The sequence below is a fragment of the Bacillus sp. Brlt_9 genome (assembly GCF_051948935.1).
GTDB lineage: Bacteria > Bacillota > Bacilli > Bacillales > Bacillaceae_G > Bacillus_A.
The window spans coordinates 21,844-41,979 of sequence record NZ_JAYJLO010000009.1; the positions used below are offsets into that span (position 1 = coordinate 21,844).

General features: G+C 34.1%; 15 protein-coding genes and 2 pseudogenes. 16 read left to right on the forward strand and 1 reads right to left on the reverse strand.

All coding sequences use genetic code 11. From position 1 onward, the window contains the following. Window positions 1-121: 121 nt before the first annotated feature. The 7 genes and pseudogenes from colA to VF726_RS25490 all read left to right on the forward strand — a co-directional run bounded on the left by colA (window position 122) and on the right by VF726_RS25490 (window position 10,066). Complete coding sequence (gene colA / locus VF726_RS25460; RefSeq protein ID WP_440172934.1) at window positions 122-3,019, forward strand: collagenase ColA; 2,898 nt, start codon at window positions 122-124, stop codon at window positions 3,017-3,019. A gap of 247 nt (window positions 3,020-3,266) precedes the next feature. Next, window positions 3,267-3,815: an NfeD family protein gene (locus tag VF726_RS25465; RefSeq protein ID WP_088316175.1), complete on the forward strand. Its 549-nt coding sequence runs from the start codon at window positions 3,267-3,269 to the stop codon at window positions 3,813-3,815. Window positions 3,816-3,827: 12 nt separating this feature from the next. Next, complete coding sequence (locus VF726_RS25470) at window positions 3,828-5,402, forward strand: flotillin family protein (RefSeq protein ID WP_440172935.1); 1,575 nt, start codon at window positions 3,828-3,830, stop codon at window positions 5,400-5,402. 233 nt (window positions 5,403-5,635) lie between these two features. After that, window positions 5,636-6,670 (forward strand): annotated as a pseudogene (locus VF726_RS25475) (HAMP domain-containing protein); the annotation flags it as partial. An 81-nt stretch (window positions 6,671-6,751) separates the two neighbouring features. Beyond that, window positions 6,752-7,612 carry a methyl-accepting chemotaxis protein gene (locus VF726_RS25480; RefSeq protein WP_440173091.1) on the forward strand — a complete coding sequence of 287 codons (861 nt, stop codon included), beginning with the start codon at window positions 6,752-6,754 and terminating at the stop codon, window positions 7,610-7,612. A gap of 151 nt (window positions 7,613-7,763) precedes the next feature. Further along, entirely contained in the window at window positions 7,764-9,374 is a 1,611-nt protein-coding gene (locus VF726_RS25485; protein ID WP_440172936.1) for an ATP-binding protein, read from the forward strand. Next, complete coding sequence (locus VF726_RS25490; RefSeq protein WP_440172937.1) at window positions 9,374-10,066, forward strand: response regulator; 693 nt, start codon at window positions 9,374-9,376, stop codon at window positions 10,064-10,066. Before VF726_RS25485 ends, VF726_RS25490 begins: the two co-directional genes overlap by 1 nt. Before the next feature lie 43 nt (window positions 10,067-10,109). Here VF726_RS25490 and VF726_RS25495 read toward each other — a convergent pair whose 3' ends face one another. Further along, the gene (locus VF726_RS25495; RefSeq protein WP_440172938.1) at window positions 10,110-11,414 is read right to left on the reverse strand and encodes a CitMHS family transporter; all 1,305 of its coding nucleotides are present in this window, start codon (window positions 11,412-11,414) and stop codon (window positions 10,110-10,112) included. A gap of 254 nt (window positions 11,415-11,668) precedes the next feature. On the opposite strand from VF726_RS25495, the gene VF726_RS25500 reads away from it, so the two are divergent. The 9 genes and pseudogenes from VF726_RS25500 to VF726_RS25540 form a co-directional block, all read left to right on the forward strand. Then, entirely contained in the window at window positions 11,669-11,923 is a 255-nt protein-coding gene (locus tag VF726_RS25500) for a hypothetical protein (RefSeq protein ID WP_440172939.1), read from the forward strand. A gap of 131 nt (window positions 11,924-12,054) precedes the next feature. Next, window positions 12,055-12,558: a nitrous oxide reductase accessory protein NosL gene (locus VF726_RS25505; RefSeq protein WP_440172940.1), complete on the forward strand. Its 504-nt coding sequence runs from the start codon at window positions 12,055-12,057 to the stop codon at window positions 12,556-12,558. Window positions 12,559-12,850: 292 nt separating this feature from the next. Continuing rightward, window positions 12,851-13,687 (forward strand): ankyrin repeat domain-containing protein, encoded by an 837-nt coding sequence (locus tag VF726_RS25510; RefSeq protein WP_440172941.1) that lies wholly within the window; start codon window positions 12,851-12,853, stop codon window positions 13,685-13,687. A gap of 573 nt (window positions 13,688-14,260) precedes the next feature. Continuing rightward, a complete protein-coding gene (locus VF726_RS25515; protein WP_440172942.1) occupies window positions 14,261-14,965 on the forward strand; it encodes a metallophosphoesterase family protein in 705 nt (234 codons plus the stop codon). A 150-nt stretch (window positions 14,966-15,115) separates the two neighbouring features. Then, window positions 15,116-15,787, forward strand: a complete 672-nt coding sequence (locus tag VF726_RS25520; RefSeq protein ID WP_440172943.1) for a response regulator transcription factor — start codon at window positions 15,116-15,118, stop codon at window positions 15,785-15,787. 11 nt (window positions 15,788-15,798) lie between these two features. After that, window positions 15,799-17,034 (forward strand): sensor histidine kinase, encoded by a 1,236-nt coding sequence (locus VF726_RS25525; protein WP_440172944.1) that lies wholly within the window; start codon window positions 15,799-15,801, stop codon window positions 17,032-17,034. A 206-nt stretch (window positions 17,035-17,240) separates the two neighbouring features. Next, window positions 17,241-18,062 (forward strand): transporter, encoded by an 822-nt coding sequence (locus VF726_RS25530; RefSeq protein WP_440172945.1) that lies wholly within the window; start codon window positions 17,241-17,243, stop codon window positions 18,060-18,062. A gap of 13 nt (window positions 18,063-18,075) precedes the next feature. Further along, window positions 18,076-18,822 carry a C39 family peptidase gene (locus VF726_RS25535; RefSeq protein ID WP_440172946.1) on the forward strand — a complete coding sequence of 249 codons (747 nt, stop codon included), beginning with the start codon at window positions 18,076-18,078 and terminating at the stop codon, window positions 18,820-18,822. Between the two features lie 266 nt (window positions 18,823-19,088). Then, a pseudogene (locus tag VF726_RS25540) lies at window positions 19,089-20,102 on the forward strand (HAMP domain-containing protein); the annotation flags it as partial. Window positions 20,103-20,136 lie beyond the last annotated feature (34 nt).

The following is a 20,136-nucleotide window of genomic DNA, read 5'->3' on the forward strand; positions in this document are numbered from 1 at the left end:
AAATTGTTCACGATATGTACAAAATGTAAGAAGAAATAATATGAAATATTGCATTTTATATTGTTGTATCCAGATTTTATGTTAAATTCGTGAATGGAATATTTGAATAGGGGGCAAGGATATGAACAAGAAATCAAAGATTAATAAAGTTATGCTTAGCATTAGTACAATGGCTCTATCACTGGGGGCAATTCAAACTCATGTATCAGCAGAAGAAAAGGTGCCATATAATGTATTGCATTCGAAACCGGTTGGAATTGAAAAGCCAGTAGATGAGATTGGGTACGTTTCTAAAGCAGAGGAGACATTATCGTTTAAAGAACGGTTAAAAGTAGGAGACTTTTCACAGCGACCAGCATCTATTATGAAGAGCTCAGAAGTTAAGCAAGTTAAAGAAAGCTATTCAATGGCTGATTTAAATAAAATGAATGATCAAGAATTAGTTGAAACGTTAGGAAGTATTAAGTGGAATCAAATTACAGACTTATTCCAGTTCAATGAAGATGCAAAGGCTTTTTATAAAGACAATGGAAAAATACAAGTGGTTATAGATGAATTAGCTCATCGAGGTAGTACATTTACGAAAGATGATTCAAAAGGAATTCAAACGTTTACGGAAGTGTTACGTTCAGCTTTTTATCTTGCATTTTACAATAATGAATTAAGCGATTTAAATGAGAGAAGCTTCCAGGATAAATGCTTACCTGCTTTAAAAGCAATCGCAACAAATCCAAACTTTAAGCTCGGTACATATGAGCAAGATTCAGTCGTATCTGCATACGGTAAATTAATCAGCAATGCTTCAAGTGATGTAGAAACGGTTCAATACGCAGCTAATATTTTAAAACAATATAATGATAATCTTCGTACGTATGTAGACGATCGTATGAAAGGACAGGCTGTATACGATATGATGCAAGGTATTGATTATGATATGCAATCTTATTTATTTGAAACTCGTAAAGAGGCAAAAGATACAATATGGTATGGGAAAGTAGATGGGTTTATTAATGAAATAAATCGTATCGCTCTTCTAAATGAAGTAACACCAGAAAATAAGTGGCTCGTTAATAATGGAATTTATTTCGCTAGTCGTTTAGGAAAGTTTCATAGTAATCCAAATAAAGGATTAGAGATTGTTACACAAGCAATGCATATGTACCCGCGTTTAAGTGAGCCGTATTTTGTTGCAGTAGAACAAATTACAACAAATTATAACGGGAAAGATTATAGCGGCAATGTAGTAGATTTAGAGCAAATACGTAAAGAAGGAAAAGAACAGTACTTACCAAAAATGTACACATTCGATGATGGATCTATCGTATTTAAAACAGGAGATAAAGTATCAGAAGAAAAAATTAAGAGACTATACTGGGCTGCAAAGGAAGTGAAAGCACAGTATCATCGTGTAATTGGGAATGACAAAGCGTTAGAGCCAGGCAATGCAGATGATGTATTAACGATAGTGATTTATAACAGTCCAGAGGAGTACCAGTTAAATAGACAATTGTATGGATATGAAACAAACAACGGTGGAATTTATATTGAAGAAACAGGAACATTTTTTACATATGAGCGTACATCAGAACAAAGCATTTATAGTTTAGAAGAGTTATTCCGTCATGAGTTTACTCATTATCTTCAAGGGAGATATGAAGTGCCAGGTTTATTTGGAAGGGGAGATATGTATCAAAATGAAAGATTAACTTGGTTCCAAGAAGGAAATGCAGAATTTTTCGCAGGGTCTACTCGTACAAATAATGTAGTACCGAGAAAGAGCATCATTAGTGGATTATCATCTGATCCTGCAAGCCGTTATACCGCAGAGCGCACATTATTTGCGAAATATGGTTCTTGGGATTTCTATAATTACTCGTTCGCATTGCAATCTTACTTATATACACATCAATTTGAAACGTTTGATACAATTCAAGATTTAATTCGAGCGAATGATGTAAAAAATTATGATGCCTATCGTGAGAAGTTAAGTAAAGACTCTAAACTAAATAAAGAGTATCAAGAGTATATGCAGCAGCTAATTGATAATCAAGATACGTATAATGTACCAGAAGTAGCAGATGGTTATTTAGCTGAACATGCACCAAAATCGTTAACAGCAGTAGAGAAGGAAATTAGTGATACGTTACCGATGAAAGATGCAAAAATGACAAAACATAGCTCCCAATTCTTTAATACATTTACACTAGAAGGTACATTTACAGGTAGTGTAACAAAAGGTGAGTCAGAAGATTGGAAAGCAATGAGTAAGAAAGTAAATGAAGCTTTAGAACAACTGGCACAAAAAGAATGGAGTGGCTACAAAACTGTTACAGCATACTTCGTCAATTACCGTGTGAATGGCTCAAATCAATTTGAATATGATGTAGTTTTCCATGGTATCGCAAAAGATGAAGGAGAAAATAAAGCTCCAACAGCTACTATAAATGGCCCTTATAATGGACTTGTAAAAGAAGGAATTCAATTTAAAAGTGATGGCTCAAACGATGAAGATGGAAAAATAGCTTCTTATTTATGGGAATTTGGAGATGGGAGCACAAGTGCAGAGGTTAATCCAGTCCATGCATATGAAAGAGAAGGAACTTATAAGGTAGCGTTAAGAGTAAAAGATGACCAAGGTAAAGAGAGCAGAAGTGAAACAACTGTTACGATTAAAGATGGAAGTTTAACAGAATCAGAACCAAATAATCGTCCAGAGGAAGCAAATCGTATTGGGCTAAACACTACTATAAAAGGTAGCCTTATCGGCGGAGATCACACTGATGTTTATACATTTAATGTAGCATCAGCGAAAGATATCGATATTTCCGTTTTAAATGAGTATGGAATCGGGATGACATGGGTGCTTCACCATGAATCAGATATGCAAAATTATGCTGCTTACGGTCAAGCTCATGGAAATCATATAGAGGCAAAATTTAATGCAAAACCAGGTAAGTATTATTTGTATGTATATAAATATGATAATAGCGATGGGACGTACGAATTATCAGTAAAATAAGTGCTTTTCCAATGTATGTTTAACTTTACTTTTTGTGGAAAATAGTATATTATATAGATATATAATATATCGGTTATTTACTAGGAGGAGCCTGTCACAATAGGTTTCTCCTGTTCTTTTTTAGGGGGCCTGTCTTACAGGCTTTTCTTTAAAGGATAAATAACTGAAAATTAAGAACAATAATCTTTGGAAGAGGTGGGGCATACACATAACAAAAAAGGGATTGTTTAAGAGAGGGGGATAAGAAATGGTTTTGTTTGGTTATCCACTTGAGACAATTTATTTATATGGATTTATTATTGCTACTATACTCACTGTGATTTATATCTTTTTTGGAGATATATTTGAATCCATATTTAGTTTTGGAGGCGGCTCGGTATCCGTTGTTACTTTATTACTTAGTTTCTTCGCCATGTTATGTGGACTTAGTTATATAGGAGAATATTTATTTTCCTTTAATAGCATTCTTATTTTCGGGGCTGCATGTGCTATATCCTTTATTGGTGTATTCATAATGAAAATACTAATTTTAAAGCCGATTGCAGAAGCAGAACAAAATACTGTGCAACGTATGGATGAATTCATTGGTTGCAAGGGAGAGGTCATTACGACAATTCCTACAGAAGGATTTGGAGAAGTATTAATCTCCTCTCAATTTGGAAGTAATGCAATTCCAGCTAAAACAATTGGGAGAAAAGATATTTCACAAGGAACTGAAGTTATTATCGAGGGAGTCCAAGATGGTGTTTTGCTTGTACAAAACATCGCTTATTCTTTAAAAAAACCAAAATTATAAGGGGGAATTCACATGACAATTCCATTAATTATTGGTGGAGTTTTACTCGCAATTTTAATTCTACTCATTTTAGTATTCATTACGAAGTATCGAACAGTTGGCCCAGATGAAGCATTAATTGTTACAGGGAACTGGCTTGGTGGCGGGAAAAATGTAGTTACCACTGATGATGGAAAGAAGATTAAGATTATTCGCGGTGGCGGTACTTTCGTAGTTCCAATTATGCAAAGAGCCGAGCCTTTAAGTCTATTAAACTACAAATTAGAAGTTGGTACACGTGATACGTATACGAAGCAAGGTGTTCCGATTACAGTAAACGGTGTTTCTATTATTAAAGTAGGTTCTACCATTGAAGAAGTATCTACAGCAGCTGAACAATATTTAGGAAAAGAAACAGAAGAGTTAAAGATAGAAGCAAAAGAAGTTTTAGAAGGTCATTTACGTGCGATTTTATCTTCTATGACAGTAGAAGATGCGTATAGTAATAGAGAGCAATTTGCTCAAAAGGTGCATGAAGTAGCTTCTACAGATTTAAAGAAGATGGGTCTTCGCATCGTTTCATTTACAATTAAAGAAATTATGGATAAGAACGGTTACTTAGATGCACTTGGTCAGCCGCAAATTGCGACAGTTAAGCGTGATGCAACTATTGCGAATGCAGAGCGTGAAAAAGAAGCTCGTATTGAGAAAGCTCGTGCTGAGAAAGAAGCGAAAGAAGCTGAATATCAACGTGATGCCCAAATCGCTGAAGCTGAAAAACATAAAGAGTTAAAAGTACAATCTTATAAGAGAGAGCAAGAACAAGCTCGAGCAGACGCGGATCTTTCTTACGAATTACAACAAGCGAAAGCACAACAAGGTGTTACAGAAGAGCAAATGCGCGTTAAAATCATTGAGCGTGAGAAACAAATTGAATTAGAAGAAAAAGAGATTGCGCGTCGTGAGAAGCAATACGATGCAGAAGTAAAGAAAAAAGCAGATGCAGATCGCTATGCTGTTGAGCAATCAGCGGAAGCAGAAAAAGTAAAACAAATTAAAAAGGCAGATGCGGATCAATATAAGATTGAAGCAGAAGCGAGAGCTCGTGCAGAAGAAGTACGTGTAGAAGGTTTAGCGAAGGCGGAAATCGAAAAAGCGCAAGGTCAAGCAAAAGCAGAAGTACAAAAAGCACAAGGTACAGCGGAAGCAGATGTTATTAGATTAAAAGGTTTAGCAGAAGCAGAAGCGAAACAAAAAATTGCAGAGGCATTTGAATTATATGGCCAAGCGGCAATTATGGATATGGTTCTTAAAATGCTTCCAAGTTATGCGAAGGAAGTTGCAAGTCCACTTAGCAATATTGATAAAATTACAGTTGTCGATACAGGTGGCGGTGGTAAAAATAGCGGCGCCGGAAAAGTTGCAGGTTATGCGACTGATTTAATGGCAACGATGCAAGAAACATTAAAAGCTTCTTCTGGCATAGACTTAAAAGAGTTATTAGAAGGATTTGCTGGAAAAGGAGCAGTACAACAATTGTCCAACGATAAACCAGTTGTATCTGTAGTAGAAGATGAGAAAAAAGAAGTAGCAAAAGATAAAGAATAGCAAAGTGGGAGGAACCTCTAGTAAGTGAGATACTAGAGGTTCTTCTGTGAATTATAATATTTCGAATAATATACATTTTTATATATTGTTTTAATTATATAAATTATATAGAATGAAAAAGGTATGTATGAACTCTTTAGTAGAAAAGAGTTCATACATTTTAATCGTATAATTTATATAAAGAAATTAAATGTAAGATAATTACATTTGAAACGGTATGGAGGGGTAGAGATATGTTTCAAGGGAAATTAAGGAGAAGTAGTTTAAAAGCAAAGTTACTTGTATCATTTGTTATCATTTTAGTTCTTCCAAGTATTGTAATTGGTTGGACGTCTTATCAACAAGCGAAGACAAATTTTAATGAAACAATTTTACAATCAGCGGAAGATAACGTAAAGATTTTAAATAATGTTATTAACAAAGAGATAGACAGTAAAAAGGTAGACGCAGTATATTTTACAAAGTTATTTAATGGGGTAAGTTACGGAACTGATCAGCTTCAAAATGTACAAAATAAATTAGAAGAATATAATAAATTACATCCAGAAATAGAAGCAATTTATACGGGATCTAGTACGGGACAATTTATTCAATCACCGTCTATTCAAATGCCAGATGGGTATAATCCTACCGAAAGAGATTGGTATAAAGAAGCAGCGAAAAAAAGCGGAGAAGTGGTTATTACAGCTCCATATAAGTCAAGTACAACAGGGAATATTGTTATTACAATAGCAAAACAAAATGAGGATAAAAGTGGTGTTCTCGGTATTGATTTAATTATTAATGATATTGTAAATACTTCAAAAATGGTCAATATCGGAAAAAAAGGATTTGTAGCAATCTTCGACCAATCTAAACATGTAATAGCACATCCGACGATGAAGCCAGGTGACAAGATAGAAGAAAAAGTGGAGAAGGAATTGTACAAACAGGAAACAGGTGAATTTAAATTCAAACTCGATGGTGATGATCGCAATATTACCTTTATAACAAATAAACAGACTGGATGGAAAATAGCAGGAATTATGCCTTCAAAAGAAATTATTGAAGCAGCTAATCCTATTTTCTATAAAACGATAACTGTTATTGGTATTTCATTAATAATTGGCGGGATTTTAATTTACTTCATAATTGCTTCTATTATTAATCCGTTAAAACAACTTGTTATATCATCGAAAAAGATTAGTGAAGGTGATTTAACAGAATCCATTACAGTTCATTCTAAAGATGAAATTGGACAGCTAGGAGAAAGCTTTAATGAGATGGCAACATCTTTACAGAAGGTCATTTCCAATATAAATACTTCAGCAGGTCATGTAGCGGCATCTTCAGAAGAATTAACAGCTAGTATGAAGCAGACGAGTGAAGCGACAGAACAAATTACACAAGCAATAGAGCAAGTGTCGAGTGGGGCGGAAATACAAACGAAAGAAGTCGAAGAAGGCGCAACATTATTAGAAGAAGTTACAGAAGGAATTCAGCGTGTTGCAGATAGTTCTTCATTAGTATCCACAGCATCTATGTATACGAAGAAAAAGGCTGAAGATGGTGGGAAGTTAGTTGAACGAACTGTGAATCAAATGCAATTAATCCATGATTCTGTTTCACAATCAGATAAAGTGATTGTTTTATTAGATGATAAATCGAAACAAATTGGAGCAATCCTTGAGGTGATTCAACATATTGCAGAGCAGACCAATTTATTAGCATTAAATGCTGCAATTGAGGCTGCAAGAGCTGGAGAGCAAGGAAGAGGATTTGCAATTGTAGCAGATGAAGTGCGAAAGTTAGCAGAACAATCAGGACAGTCTTCTACGGAAATTGGAAAACTAGTAAAAGAGATACAATTTGACATAAAAGAAACAGTAAGCTCTATGAAGCAAGTTGGGGCAGAAGTACAATCAGGACTTGTAGTTGCAAATGAAACGAAGCAAAGCTTTGTTGAAATATTGAAGTCTACAGATGATACAGTTGTACAAATTGATAGTATGGTAGAAGTAGCGAAACAAATGACAGTAGATGCAAAACAAGTTAGTGCATCTATTAATGAAATTGCAGCTACGATTGAAGAAAATGCAGCAAGTGTTCAAAATATTGCCGGCTCTTCAGAAGAACAATTAGCTTCAGTAGATGAAATCAATGCAGCAGCAGTTCATTTATCGCAAATGGCAGAAGAATTACAAGAGATGATTGGGAAGTTTAAAGTGTAATAACGAATGTTAAGAAACGAGGTAATAATTTTACTTCGTTTCTTTTTTTATGAAGAGAAAAGGAAAGAAATATAGAGTAACCATGTTATGATTAAGTATAATTAAAGAGACTGTATATTCTTTAAATTCTATCTTTAATCATGTTAGGGGAATGGTTTTGAAATTAAAAAAATTAAAACTACAACCGAGAATTACATTAACTATTAGTACACTTATTTTAGTTGTACTTATGCTAACGAGTTATTTATTTTATTACATATTATCTGAAACGGTAGAAGAGCAAATTGGGAAACGGGCTTTGCATGTTGCGAAAACAGTTGCTGCTATACCTGAAATAAAGGAAGCTTTTCAAAAAGAAAATCCAGCTTCTATTATTCAACCGATTGCAGAAAGAATTCGAATGGATACAGAGGCGGATTTCATTGTAGTTGGGAATAAAGATGGGATTCGTTATGCACATCCTAAGAAAGATAAAATAGGAGAAGCAATGATTGGTGGAGATAATAAAGGAGTTCTGTTGGAAGGGAAATCTTATGTTTCGAAAGCAACTGGATCATTAGGACCTTCATTACGTGGAAAAGTTCCAATTCGTAATCAGGAAAATGCAATCATTGGTGTAGTATCTGTTGGTTTTTCAATGGATGATATTCATGGAGCGGTAGAAGTGTATGGTAAGCGTGTGTTTTGGATTACAATAATAGGTTTGTTGATTGGGATCATTGGCTCTATATATTTAGCAGGAAGTATAAAAAGAATGATGTTTGGAATGGAACCAGAAGAAATTTCATCTTTATATGAAGAACATAGCACAGTGATTCAATCTGTACGTGAAGGGATTATTGTTATTGATCAAAATGGCATGATTAGTTTAGTCAATCAAGCAGCTTATGATATTCTTTCGCTAGATGAACAACGAAATATTATTGGAGAATTTATTTTAAATGTAATTCCTAATTCAACGATACTAGATGTACTTCAAACTGGTGAAGAACAGTTTGATCGTCAATTAAATATAAAAGGGCAAGCTGTGATTGCGAACCGTCTACCTATTAAAGTGAAAAATAAAGTAACTGGCGTTGTATCGAGCTTACGTTTGAAATCTGAAATGGATCAGTTAACAGCAGAGTTATCTCAGACGAAGCAATATACAGAGGCGTTGCGAGCGCAAACACATGAATATAACAATTTGTTGTATACGCTTTCAGGTCTTATCCAGTTAGAATCATATGAAGATGCTTTAGAGCTTATTCATGAAGAAACAGCGGTATATCAAGATTTTGTTCAATTTATTATGAAGCGAATTCAAAATCCATGGTTAGGTGGAATTTTAATTGGATTCTATAATAGAGCACGAGAGTTAAAGATTGATTTTATGCTAGATCGAGAAAGTAGCTTAGATAAATTAAGCCCGCACATTGAGAGTAATTATGTCGTTTCTATTTTAGGGAATTTAATTACGAATGCATTTGAAGCAATTGAAAGAAATGAAGAGAATGATAAGCAGATAAGGATGTTTGTAACTGATATCGGAGAAGAAATAGTAATTGAAGTGGAAGATTCAGGACAAGGAATTCATGATGAAGTCATTACTAGCATATTCTATAAAGGCTTCTCGACGAAAGAGGGCGGGAAGCGAGGCTATGGATTAGCAAAAGTGAAAGAGTTAGTGGAAGATTTAAATGGAAGTATCGCAATAGAAAAAGGGGATTTAGGTGGTGCATTATTTATTATTGCATTACCAAAAAAGAGAGGCGAATTGTAATGGGTGAGGATATTGAAGTATTGATTGTAGAAGATGATATTCGAATTGCGGACATTCATCGGCGTTTTGCTGAAAAGGTTGAGGGATTTAAAGTAATTGGAACAGCAACGACTGGAGAACAAGCGAAAGAATGGCTCGATCTTGTGAAGCCACAACTCGTTTTATTAGACGTGTACTTACCTGATATGCAAGGAACGGAACTTGTCACGTATATTAGGCGTAATTTACATGATACAGATATTATTATGATTACAGCTGCATCAGAAACAGATATAGTGAGGCACGCTTTACGAGGCGGAGTAACAGATTATATCGTGAAGCCACTTATGTTTGATCGATTTAAGGCAAGTTTGGAAAGTTATAAAAAAAAGTTTGTGCAATTAAAGAAAAGTAATCAATTATCTACAGAACAAATAGAACATTTATGGTCTCAAAGAGGCGTAAAGGGAAATGAAATAGAGTATGCTCCGAAAGGGATAGATCCCTTAACTTTAGCAAAAATAAAAAAGCATATGTTAACAGTGAATGAAGAAGGAATTACAGCAGAAATGTTAAGTGCAATGGTAGGAGTAAGCAGATCGACAGCGAGGCGTTATTTAGAATATTTAATATCAGGAAAGAAAGTTCATGCCGAGCTTATATATGGAAGTGTTGGGAGACCAGAAAGAAGGTATTTTCTTGTTTCTTCATAATAAAAAAACAGTAGAGGATATGTGTCCGCTACTGTTTTTTATCTTATATTGGAATAATCCCAATTACAATTCCAGTAATCAACATTACCATTGTCGTTCCAACTGCCCACAATAAAGTGAAGCGTTGATGTTCACCAAAATCAACTTTGGCCATTCCGACTAATAAATAAGTGGATGCGACAAGAGGACTTAATAAGTGAACAGGTTGACCAAGTAATGAAGCGCGTCCCATTTCAGCTGCACTAATTCCGTAAGCAGCAGCAGCTTTCGTCAAAATAGGTAATACGCCGAAGTAAAATGCATCATTGGACATGAAAAATGTGAACGGCATACTAAGAAGAGCTGTAATAATTGGTAGTTGTGGGCCAAGAGCGTCTGGTATAAGAGTGACTACACTTTTAGCCATTGCATCTACCATTTTTGTTCCTGATAAAATTCCAGTGAAAATCCCAGCGGCAAATACGAGAGAAACAACCGCTAATACGTTTCCTGCGTGAGAAGCAATACGCTCTTTCTGTTGTTCTAAGTTCGGATAGTTAAGCATAACAGCAATAGCGAAAGCGATTGTAAATAAAACAGGTAACGGCATAACTTCTAGTATGAGACAAACAAGTAAGGTAGCGGTTAATAAAAAGTTAATCCATAGAAGTTTAGGACGTTTATGAACCGCAGCTTCTACTGTTGCAGCTTGTTCATCCATTGTTTGCATTTGTTTTAAATATTGTACATCCATAATTCCTAAACGCTTTCTCTCTTTTTTTCCAAGATAGTAAGCAACGAAAACTACCCAAAGTGCACCAGCAATCATTCCTGGTATAAGTGGTGTAAAGAGCTCTGATGCGTCTAGTCCAAGTGCACTCATAACACGAGCTGTCGGTCCACCCCACGGTGTAAGATTTGTCACGCCTGCTCCTAACATAACAACCCCAGCTAATATAAGTGGATTCATTCCAAGGCGTTTATATAGTGGGTACATTGCGGAAACAGTAATCATATAGGTTGTCGTTCCATCTCCATCTAATGAAACGATAATCGTAAGAATTGCTGTGCCAACAACAATTTTTAAAGGGTCTCCTTTTACAAATTTCAAAATCCTACTAATGACAGGATCGAATAAACCGCTATCAATCATAATTCCAAAATATAAAATAGCAAACATAAGCATAATACCAGTAGGTGCTAGTTTTTGAATTCCTTCTAACATCATAGGCCCCATGTCTGCATAAAAGCCTCCAATTAATGCGAAAGTAATTGGAATTAATATTAATGCTACTAGTGCTGACATACGTTTCGTCATAATTAAAAACATAAAGACAAATACCATCGCAAATCCAAGTAGTGCTAACATGTAATCTCCCCCTTAAAAATGATTACGCTTTCAAAATAAAATAAAAATTCAGAAAAAAAGTTTTTTTGTTTATCATAAAAGCATCCATCCAAATGGTAAATAATTTGAAAAATAACATCATTAGAAGCATAATTTTTATTTTGGTCATTTTGTTCACGAAAGTTAATTTGAATTTTTAAAAAGTAAGCTGCTCTCCATAAGAATGGTAGAATAAGATGAAAATATTGAAGTGTGACATAGGGAGTAGATTTTATATGAAAAAGAGAATGGAAGAGATTTATAGTTCTTATGAAGGAACAGTAGAAGAAATTTTTGTTAATAAATCTTCTTACGTATATGAGTGGGAAAAATTAATGATGATCCGAAAAAATAACGGTGAACTTGAAAAAGTTGTGGTCGGTATCAGTGGAAATATAAGACTAGTAAATGTAGTTGCTGGGCAGCAAATTAATACAGAAACGTTATTAGTTACGTTAGAAGATGATTTATTAATTACAGGTTGTGAATGATGAGAGATGTGTAGAAATGACTACACATCTTTTTTGTTCCATATATTACAAAAGCCACATTGTTTTTTCACAAATCGCACACAAGTTTTTGATATGCTCCTTGTAGAAGATACGGTTAGGGAGGAAATCAAATGAGAACAAAGTATGCGATGCTTGTTATATGCTTATTCCTTGTCTTTACAATAGTAGGATGTGGTAAGAAACGAGCAGAGGCTGTGGCAATTGATGAGAAACATGATAAGTGTGATATTTGCCAAATTGGGGTAATGGATAATCAATTTGCAACAGAAGTTATTTTAGAAAATGGAAAAGCGTTAAAGTTTGATGATATCGGTTGTATGTATAAATGGATGGAGATTAATCCGGGTGAAAAGACGAAAGAAAAATTTGTTCGAGATTATGATTCGAAAGAGTGGATTTCATTAGAATATGCGACTTACGTATATGATAAAACAATAACGACACCGATGGCTTATAATGTCATTTCATTTGAAAATAAAAAGGATGCGGAAAGCTTCGTGTCTAACTATAAAGGGAAAGTTCTTTCATATAAAGAGCTAGCAGAGCATAAATGGGAAATGAATAAAGAGATGATGGGGAATCCGAACAAGGGAAATCACGGTGGTCATCATTAAGACTAGAAAGAGACAACTATATAGTTGTCTTTTTTAGTATTACTCAAGTGCAAATATAGAAAAGGTGTAAAATTTTTAGAAGAACGGTTACAATGGAATATAGTGACCTAAAGCAATCGTGTATGTACTTTTTAGAAATGTATACAAATGCGGTAAAATCGTGCTAAACTAATTGCTTCGCTAATATAGGTTGAGAAACATAGGTATAAGTTTAGATAATCCGATTAAAGAAGGAATATAAAGGGCTTATGGATAAATGTAATCAAGAAGAGTTATTGTATGTGATGGAGGAATGGTTAAGAAAACATTATCTTTCATAGGAGCTGTAGTTGTGAGAAAACAAAAAATTTTATTATGTATGTTATTAGGACTTTTAATGACGGTAGTGGCTTGCGATAAGCAAGAGGAGCCAGAATCGAAACCGGTTCATGTGAAAAACGAAAAGAAAAAAGAAAAGCATAAAGAACAGGAAGAATCTAAAGAAGAAAAAAGTATAAATTTAATGGACAAACAGTTGCTACTTTCTGCGACTCTTGGAGATACAGAAACAGCTATGAAGCTGATTCAAGATGGAGCCAATATAAATGTAGAAGGTGACAACGGAGAAACGCCTATCCTTGCAGCAACATATCAAAATCACGTAGAGACAGTTAAAGCGTTAATTAGTGCAGGTGCTAATATTGAAAGTAAAGATGAGAAACAAAGTAATCCATTTCTTTATGCAAGTAGAGAAGGGTATACAGACATTGTAAAGCTACTAATTAATGCAGGGGTTAATACGAAAGAAATTACTAAATCAGGTGGAACAGCACTCATTTCTGCATCTGAACGTGGCCATGTAGAGGTCGTAAAAGAATTGTTAGAGCATACAGATATTGATGTGAATTATAGAAATGCTCGTGGTGGAACAGCTTTAGTAGAAGCAATCGTATTAGGAAATGGTAGTGAAAATCATAAGAAAGTAATTCAAATGCTTATTGACCACGGGGCAGATGTAAATATGGCCAATAAGGAAAATATTACGCCATTGCAATATGCTGAAAAAAGAGGCTTTAAAGATATTGCAAATATGTTGAGGGTAGCTGGAGCGAATGAAGTAATACAGCCACAACCACAACCGGTGGAATAACAAGTATGAAATAATCCCATTTAGATAGACAGAATGAAGAAGTCATTTCGTATGATGGATTCAGTAATGTGTATGTAAATGGGATTTTTGTTTTGAAAAAATTATTTGAGGGGATAGATACATAGTAAAAGGAATAATAAAGTGTGTAAATGAAACATGGTAATAAGAGAAAGCTGTATCCTGAAAAAGGATACGGCTTTCTTTACAAGGAGATAAGGGATCAAAAAAATGAAGAAGTCTTATCTCTTTTATATGAGTAAAGGGTCTAGAATGAATCTTGTCCTTTTCATTATTTGTTTAACTCCATTGCAACTTGTTTCCCATTTACGAAAACCTCTGCCACTGCTACTACAACTTCCATCACTTTTTTCATGTCTCATCTCTCCTTGTTTTTTGTTTCATTTCTTACTTTTAGTATAAGGAAATATAGCAATTGCAACTATCGAATTGGATGACAAGAGACTTACATTGTTGTAAGGATAATCGTTTTGTTTGTAATAAATATGAGTTCGGAATTTTCTGTTGTTTTGAACTATAATTAGAAAGAGAGTGGTTTAGAAAGAAGGGGATAATATGAAAAGGATTCTTGTTATTAGTGATATTCATGGAGAAATAGAAAAGTTCGAAAAGTTATTAGAAGAAGCTCAATACGATGCAAGACAGGATCAATTGATTTTATTAGGGGATTATGTAGATCGTGGTCCAAATGCGCGTGCAGTAATTGAAAAGGTAAAAGCGTTAAAAGAAGAGGGAGCCCTCGTTCTAAAGGGCAATCATGAAGACATGATGATTAAAGCGTTAACGACGGATGAGGAACGTTCATGGAACCATTGGGTAAAAAGGAATGGTGGAGATAAGACTTTATACAGCTATGGCTTTGTAGAAGAAGATATTGTGGTCAATGAGGAAGTCTTCCGAAAACCAATGTTACAATCTCATGTTTTAGAGGAACATGTAAAGTTTATTCAAGAATTAGATCATTACGTTGAGACAGAAGAGTATATATTTGTACACGCTGGTGTTGAGCCATTGAAGCGAGTTTCGGAATGTGAACCATATAAGTTAATGTGGATTCGTAATGAGTTTCATAATGGATATAGCGGGGAAAAGGTTGTTGTATTTGGTCATACGGAAACAAAAACACTTCATGGTAGTGAGAATTGCAGCGTGTATTTTGGTAGTAATCGTATTATAGGAATTGATGGCGGAGCTGTGTATGGTGGTCAGCTAAATTGTTTGGAGTTGCCGAGTAAAAAGGTATACGTAGTAAAAAATTGAAAGAGATAAGAGGAATCTTATTTCTTTCAATTTTTTATTAAGCAAAATTTAAGGAAGAGCTTTTATAATAAATCTTCCCAATTTTATATCGAAAAAAACGTTAAAATGTAGTTATAAATAGAATTGAACTATATGGTGGAAGGTGAGAATATGCGTTTACTCGTAGTAGAAGATAATGCTTCTTTATTAGAGTCTATTGTCCAAATATTACGCGATGAATTTGAAGTAGATACAGCATTGAATGGAGAAGATGGATTATTTCTAGCACTGCAAAACATATATGATGCCATTTTGCTTGATGTGATGATGCCAGAAATGGACGGTTTTGAAGTAATTCAAAAAATACGTGATGAAAAGATTGAAACACCAGTCCTATTTTTGACAGCGAGAGATTCTTTAGAAGATCGCGTGAAGGGGTTGGATTTTGGCGGGGACGACTATATCGTTAAGCCATTTCAGGCTCCAGAATTAAAAGCGAGAATTCGTGCGTTGTTACGACGAAGTGGTAGTTTAACAACAAAGCAGACTATTCGTTATAAAGGGATTGAGCTGTTTGGAAAAAATAAAGATGTTCAAGTAGATGGACAAAGTATGAAGCTAACATTAAAACAATATGAGCTTCTAGAGTACCTTGTTCAAAATAGCGGAAAGATTTTAATGCGTGAACAAATTTTTGATCGTGTTTGGGGATTTGATTCAGATACGACAGTAGCAATTGTAGAAGTATATGTACATCATTTACGTAAAAAATTAGAGCCATTCGGTTATCAGAAAGATATTCAAACCGTTCGAGGTATTGGATATATATTAAAAGAACAATGAAAAAAGGAAGCATGTTTCAGAAGACACGCATTCGATTGACTATATTGAATTCATTAGTATTTATTATCTTGATAGGTGTATTAGGCAGTATTATTTATTCGTACACATATAAGCGTATTTATAGTGGAGTAAATGAATCGATAGGAAAAGCCGTTCAGTATAGAAAAAATGCAGATGATAAAAAACCACCTAAAAAAATGAGGGGATATCCTCCAATTGGGGATCCAAGGATAATGGAGTTAACTTGGAATGGAAACACAGTGGAGATAGGTGTTGAAAACGGCAAAAGACGTTTGATTTTTGAAGAAAATTTGGAAAAGTTTTCGCCAAAAAAATTAGGAACTTTGCGAGATATAGAAGTGCAAGGACTATATTTTAGGACATTTGCATTTCAACAAGATGGAAAAATAGTTCAAATCGTACGCGATATAACAGCTGAAGAAGAAATGTTAAATACTTTATTTTTAATTCTTGTTATAGGTTGTAGCGTAGGAAGTTTATGTGCAATAGGAATTGGATTTTTCTTAGCTGGCAGGGCGCTCGTACCCATTCAAAATTCATGGGAAAAACAGCAGCAATTCGTTTCGGATGCATCGCATGAATTAAGGACACCACTTGCGGTTATTCAATCCAAAACAGATATATTATTTCAATCACCATCTGCGACAATAGAAGAAAAAGCGATGGATATTTCTACGATTTCAAAGGAGTGTAGACGATTATCTAAGCTTGTAGCTAATTTATTATTGTTAGCACGTTCGGATTCTAATCAAATTGAGATGGATAAGAAAACATTTGAAATGGATACATTGTTAGAAGAAATAGTAGATCCGTATAAGGAGATTGCTTCCTATCAAGAAAAAGAGATGATATTGAAAGTAGAGCATGGTATATCATTTATGGGTGATAGAGAGAGAATTCATCAAATGATGGTCATATTGTTAGATAACGCGATGAAGTATACGAATGAAGGTGGTTATATACAAATCGATTGTACGCAAACGAACAGCTCGATTCGTATACGAGTGAAAGATGATGGGATAGGAGTGAAAGATGAGGACATCCCAAAACTATTTAATCGTTTTTATCAAGGAGATAAAGCGAGAAGTGGGTCAGAAGGAGCTGGATTAGGTCTTTCAATTGCAAATTGGATTGTAGAAAAGCATTATGGAAAAATATTAGTAGAGAGCAAATGGGGAGAGGGCACTTGTTTTGAAGTAATTCTTCCTAAAAACCAAAGAATATAAGTGAGAGGACGATCTTGTTTTTACAAGGTCGTCTTTTTTTAAGGGAAAGTTAAGAAACTATTTATAACATGTATGCTATACAGAAAGTTCGCCCTATGAAGAAGCGATTATAAAAAGGTATTTGAGCAGATTATATCGATCATAACGTTATTTCGATTATGTATAGGGAATGATGGGAAAGAAAGTGTAAGAGGGAGGAATTAATTTTGAAAAAGAAAATGATGACGGTATTCACTATTGGAGTAATGAGTTTAAGTATATTAGGCGGTGCCTCTCCTTCTGAAACATCAAAAGGAAAGACAGATTATAAGCAGCGCAGCAAAGAACAATTGAACAATGGGAAGATACATGCGGTACATACAGAAGAAAAGGCGGAGAATCTAGGGATTGAAACGGAAGGGAAAGAACAAATTACGCTAGAAAAAGAAATCCATGAGACGGAAGTAGGAAGGGAAGCAGAACAGTTAGGAATTTCCATTGAAGGAAAAGATGTTGGAACTCTTTCAGAAGAAATCTATGAAACAAAAATAAAGCAAGAAGCGTTAAAGCTAGGCATATCTATAGAGAATACAACGATTGTAAATTTAATTAATCAAATTAATACGATTAAAATTAACGATGAAGCGGATAAATTAGGCATTTTGACAAATGGAAAAGAAATGGAGGACATTGAGGAAGAAATCTATGGAACGAAAGTAAGAGAGGAAGCAGGGAAGTTAGGTATTTCCCAAAAAGGAAAAGAGATAGAAACGTTAGCACAAGAAGTGTATGAACAAAAAGTACAGGAAGAAGCAAAAAAATATCATATTGATTTGTATGGGAAAGATATATATCAAGTATTAAAAGAAATTAATGAGCAAAAAGTATTACAAATGGCAGATGAGCTTAATATAGATAAAACGAATATGAGCGCTCAAGAACTAGCAGAAAAAATAAAAAAAGATCAGCCTGAAAAAGGAAAAGAACTAAATTTTGTACCAGTGATTCGCACGGATGCTGACGCGTTTTATTCTTATTTAACGAACTAAAAAGGGCGTGAAAGTGATACGGAAGTTTAAGTGGTATATATGTATAGTTTTACTCGGTATAGCAGTATGGGGGATATATACAAATGGAATTACAAAGTATGTGGAGAAGTTAACATTCTTCAATATACAAAGTGGAAAACAAGTGGAGTTTGATCGTGATGAAAAGGTTATCTTATCGAATGTACCTTTAATTCAGCAATTACCAGAGCTAGATAGAGGCTGTGAAGTGACGAGCTTAGCGATGATGTTACAATACGCAGGCATTACAGTGGATAAAATGAAATTAGCAAATGAAATAAAGAAAGTTGATTTTATGAACGATGGTGTACGTGGGAACCCGAATGAAGGATTTGTAGGAAATATTTATACCTTTTCTGAATCTGGGTATGGTGTATATCATGGACCACTTTTTCAATTAGCGAAAAAGTATTTACCTAACAAAGCTGTGGACTTAACAGGGAAGAGTATAGAAGAACTTTATAAGAGTGTAAAATCAGGAAAACCGGTAGTGATGATTACAAATGCAACATTTGAGCCATTAGATGAAGATGAATTTACTACATGGGAAACAAATAGTGGAGATGTTTCTATTACGTATAATGAACATTGTGTAGTGCTTATTGGATATGATAAGGAATTTGTATATATTCGAGATCCCCTAAGTGATAGTTTAGATGTAAAAGTATCCAGAGAAAGCTTTGAACAGGCATGGATGCAAATGGGGAGTCAGGCGATTAGTTATGTGAAAAGCTCTAAATGAAGTAGTAAGGAAAGAGATGTAAGGAATTGTAAGTTTTTTTGTTAAGAAATAAGAGAACTTCAGCTTATTATATAAACTGAAGTTCTCTTATTTTTTATGATTAAATCTTTAGAAGTAGTGAATATGTAAAAATGCATAATTGACAAAAAAATTACATGTTATCATTATATATTGTTTTATATATGTTAATTGTATAAAATTACACAAGTATTCACATTACATAAAGGAGGCTTATTATGCAAAAAATATTTAACTGGGTTAAATGTATGAGTATCAAGAAAAAATTAATCATTTCATTTTTTCTTATTTTAACTATACCAGGACTTATTATCGGTGGTGTTTCATATCAAACTGCCAAAACAAATTTTGAACAACAAATTACAGGTAAAGCAAAGGAAAACATTTCGATTTTAAATACTGTTATTTCTCAAAATATAGAAGAGAAATTTGTTGATGCAGCATATTTTGCAGACATTTTAACAGAGGATACATATCCAAACGGACAAGAAGAAATAGTAAGAACTAAATTAGCACAATATATAAAGCTTCATCCAGAAGTAGAAGGCATTTATATTGGAACGCAGACGGGAAAGTTTATAAGAGAACCATTTATCCAAATGGCTGATGGATATAATCCAACAGATAGAGATTGGTATAAAGAAGCACATGAAAATAAAGGGAAAGTAATTGTTACTGCACCATATCAATCAGCATCTACAAAAAATATGGTAGTGACAATTGCTAAAGAAGTAAAAGATGGTAAAGGTGTTATAGGAATTAACTTAAATTTAGATAACATCTTGAAAATCTCCAAAATGATTAACATAGGGGAAAAAGGTTATGCAGTTATTTTAGATCAAAATAAGCAAATTGTTAGTCATCCATCTAGAAAACCAGGTGCAAAAGTTACTGATCCTTGGGTTAAACCAATTTATGAAGAAAAACAAGGGAATGTTTCTTATACAGAACAAGATGATAAAAAGAATTTAATTTTTGCAACAAATGAGAAGACGGGCTGGAAAGTAGTTGGAGTTATGTTTGATGAAGAAATTACCCAAGCTGCGAATCCAGTTTTTTATAAGACTTTTATTGTCATTGCTATCGCTATTGTATTTGGTAGTGTATTAATTTATTTCATCACAAAGTCTATTACAAGACCATTAAGAAAAATAGCTGACTCGGCATATAGAATTAGTAAGGGGGATTTGACAGAGAAAATTACAATCCATTCCAATGATGATATAGGGAAATTAGGGAATTCATTTAATGAAATGTCTGCCTCTTTACAAGATGTGATTACTCAAATTAGTTTTT

What these genes read in the sequence shown, in the direction of transcription:
- VF726_RS25490 (WP_440172937.1), top strand. Translation starts at nt 9,374, where the DNA reads ATGGGTGAGGATATTGAAGTATTGATTGTAGAAGATGATATTCGAATT.
- VF726_RS25485 (WP_440172936.1), top strand. Translation starts at nt 7,764, where the DNA reads ATGGTTTTGAAATTAAAAAAATTAAAACTACAACCGAGAATTACATTA.
- VF726_RS25520 (WP_440172943.1), top strand. Translation starts at nt 15,116, where the DNA reads ATGCGTTTACTCGTAGTAGAAGATAATGCTTCTTTATTAGAGTCTATT.
- VF726_RS25500 (WP_440172939.1), top strand. Translation starts at nt 11,669, where the DNA reads ATGAAAAAGAGAATGGAAGAGATTTATAGTTCTTATGAAGGAACAGTA.
- colA (WP_440172934.1), top strand. Translation starts at nt 122, where the DNA reads ATGAACAAGAAATCAAAGATTAATAAAGTTATGCTTAGCATTAGTACA.
- VF726_RS25495 (WP_440172938.1), bottom strand. Translation starts at nt 11,414, where the DNA reads ATGTTAGCACTACTTGGATTTGCGATGGTATTTGTCTTTATGTTTTTA.
- VF726_RS25505 (WP_440172940.1), top strand. Translation starts at nt 12,055, where the DNA reads ATGAGAACAAAGTATGCGATGCTTGTTATATGCTTATTCCTTGTCTTT.
- VF726_RS25525 (WP_440172944.1), top strand. Translation starts at nt 15,799, where the DNA reads ATGTTTCAGAAGACACGCATTCGATTGACTATATTGAATTCATTAGTA.
- VF726_RS25470 (WP_440172935.1), top strand. Translation starts at nt 3,828, where the DNA reads ATGACAATTCCATTAATTATTGGTGGAGTTTTACTCGCAATTTTAATT.
- VF726_RS25465 (WP_088316175.1), top strand. Translation starts at nt 3,267, where the DNA reads ATGGTTTTGTTTGGTTATCCACTTGAGACAATTTATTTATATGGATTT.
- VF726_RS25515 (WP_440172942.1), top strand. Translation starts at nt 14,261, where the DNA reads ATGAAAAGGATTCTTGTTATTAGTGATATTCATGGAGAAATAGAAAAG.
- VF726_RS25480 (WP_440173091.1), top strand. Translation starts at nt 6,752, where the DNA reads ATGAAGCAGACGAGTGAAGCGACAGAACAAATTACACAAGCAATAGAG.
- VF726_RS25510 (WP_440172941.1), top strand. Translation starts at nt 12,851, where the DNA reads ATGGTTAAGAAAACATTATCTTTCATAGGAGCTGTAGTTGTGAGAAAA.